This window comes from Enterobacter sp. CGMCC 5087 (assembly GCF_003144775.1).
GTDB classification, from domain to species: domain Bacteria; phylum Pseudomonadota; class Gammaproteobacteria; order Enterobacterales; family Enterobacteriaceae; genus Enterobacter; species Enterobacter cloacae_M.
Genome location: NZ_QFXN01000346.1, coordinates 1 through 2,219, shown reverse-complemented (window position 1 = coordinate 2,219; position 2,219 = coordinate 1). Strand labels below are relative to the sequence as shown.

The following is a 2,219-nucleotide window of genomic DNA, read 5'->3' as shown; positions in this document are numbered from 1 at the left end:
ACCGGAAGCCGGAAATGCACGGGGATGAAAATAGCGATGGATGACGGATACCGCTATACGGTGGTAGATAATCATCCATCGTTTCTGGAGGCTCGCTGTTTGTCCCGGGGATCTCGATGACGCAGTGTGCCTCTTCGGGTTATCGTTGCCCGCTAACCTTCAAAGAGAAATTTCAGAGAGGGGCTGGCCGGGCTGCTCTTCGTCACTGGATCATGTCACGTATCCTGCGCATCCAGCCGAGGACTTCACCTTCCGGATCGCGTTCATGGATCAGAGCCGCAGTCATCAACGGAAAAGCCCGCTCCGCCAGGCGGGCCTTGGCAGCGTTATCTTTCATCACGCCGTCAAAGCGTTGAGCCAGTGAATACGCTTCCGCAAACACTTTTGGCGTAGCTTTGCCTCCGACAGGATGATCGGTGACCGCGATCATCACACCAAAGGCGTCGTGGATAGCATCGGGATGAAGGTAACTCTCGACTTCATGTTTCAGCGTCTGAGCGGCCCAGCAGCCGTTACCCCGGGCGTTGACGGCATCCACTGCTTCAGCATAGGCAGGCACATCACGATCGTAGATGTGTATCTCCCTGCGGTTCAGAGCACGAAGATAATTTTCATTCACCCAGTGCTTGAGTGTTCCTCCCCCCAGAACGATAAACGCCACACGCTCATCATGCTCCAGGTCAGGAAGCGTATTGTCTTCTGCATGCAGTGCTTTACTGAGAGCCTTAAAGGCGGCGACGTCGGTCGGTCCTTCCACGCAGAACAGCAGTCTGACCCGGTTGTCTGGTGTGACGCCCAACGTATCCGTGACGATGCCGAAAACGTCAGCACCGGCCTGAATGACAGGTTGCCCGGTTTCAGTATCACGGGAGACAAAGCGAATACTGTCAATGGGTAGCTCTGAGGCAAAGCCGGGGCTGTGCGTCGTCAGTATGACCTGGCAACCGGCTTCAAGTGACAGCGATTTAAATGACTCAATCAGGATCCGCTGGTAATTGGGATGTTGTGAGGTTTCGGGCTCTTCAATGGCGTAGATGATACTGCGACGATTGCTGGATTTAAGGCGTCGTTCCGCTTCGGCCTTAAAAAAGCTAACCAGCACCAGACGACGTACCCCACTACCGCGTTTATTCAGCGGGATCCCACCATCCGTGTTAAGACCTACAGAGAACAGCCCCTGCCATTTTGCCGGTGTGGGAGGTGTAAACTCGGGAGTAAGCTCTTTCGCCAGGCCGGGTTCAATGGTTTTCAGCGCCTCATGTGTGTTTCGGGCAATCTCTTCAGCCTTTTGCTGGACACGCAACTGGATCCTGGCAATGTCATCCTGGACTTCGGCCAGTGCTGCCGTAATGGCGGCTTTCATCGGGCTTTGTACTTCATCGTCAGAATCCCGGCTGCTTCTGTCGCTCTGGAAAAGTGCAAACATGGGCAACCAGCTTTCGATTTGCTCCCAGATACGCTTTGTGTCTTCTTTGGCTTTGCTGACGGGAAGTAGCGTTTCCGTCAGTTGCAGATCGGCTGAGGCCGCCCATATGGCTTTTCGCATCCCGGGATTTCCCTTAAGCGAAACGTCGAGCCCCAGTTCTTTCACCCTGACCTGAAGTTCTTTTTCCTTAAGCTCCAGGAGATTCTGAAAACCGGCAGCAGCAGGGTGGTTTGCAATCACGAAAATCTCTGTGGCCGGCTTTTTGTTACTGCAGTTAAAGATCTTTCGGATTTTCAGTGAGCCGGTTCCCGTCAGCAAAAACTCTTCCTGAAGCGTGGTTTCCGCGCCAGAGTCGAGTGTGAGGGAACGGGGAAGACCGATGAACTCGCAGGTGATCTCCACATTGTCCTGTCCACTGTAGATACAGGCATCGCCTTTTTCGATCGATACCACGCTGTTGTTGAAGAAGATCTCCAGCGCTTCAAGGATCGTTGATTTGCCAATATCGTTGCGTCCGACAAAGGTTGTCAGGTCATCAAACTCGACGCTTACTTCTTGTGCATAACAGCGAAAATTTTTAACCGCCACACTTTTCAGACGCATGTTTATTCCCTTTTGATGAAACAGCCGAGCTGAACTGACCTCTATTTTATCGTGCAGGTGAATATTTTTATTGATGGCTGTTTGATTTATCGCCCGATTTAAGCGAGCAGCACCGTGAAGGGTGACGATATTATCATGTGGTACACGGCAATCTGGTCCGGCACTGCGATGGCAGGCTTATCGAAAAGTT

General features: G+C 52.4%; 1 protein-coding gene. It reads right to left on the bottom strand.

The window, feature by feature from the left end:
• Positions 1 to 202 precede the first annotated feature (202 nt).
• Positions 203 to 2,029 carry an ATP-binding protein gene (locus tag DEO48_RS26320; protein ID WP_109846755.1) on the bottom strand — a complete coding sequence of 609 codons (1,827 nt, stop codon included), beginning with the start codon at positions 2,027 to 2,029 and terminating at the stop codon, positions 203 to 205.
• Positions 2,030 to 2,219: the final 190 nt, after the last annotated feature.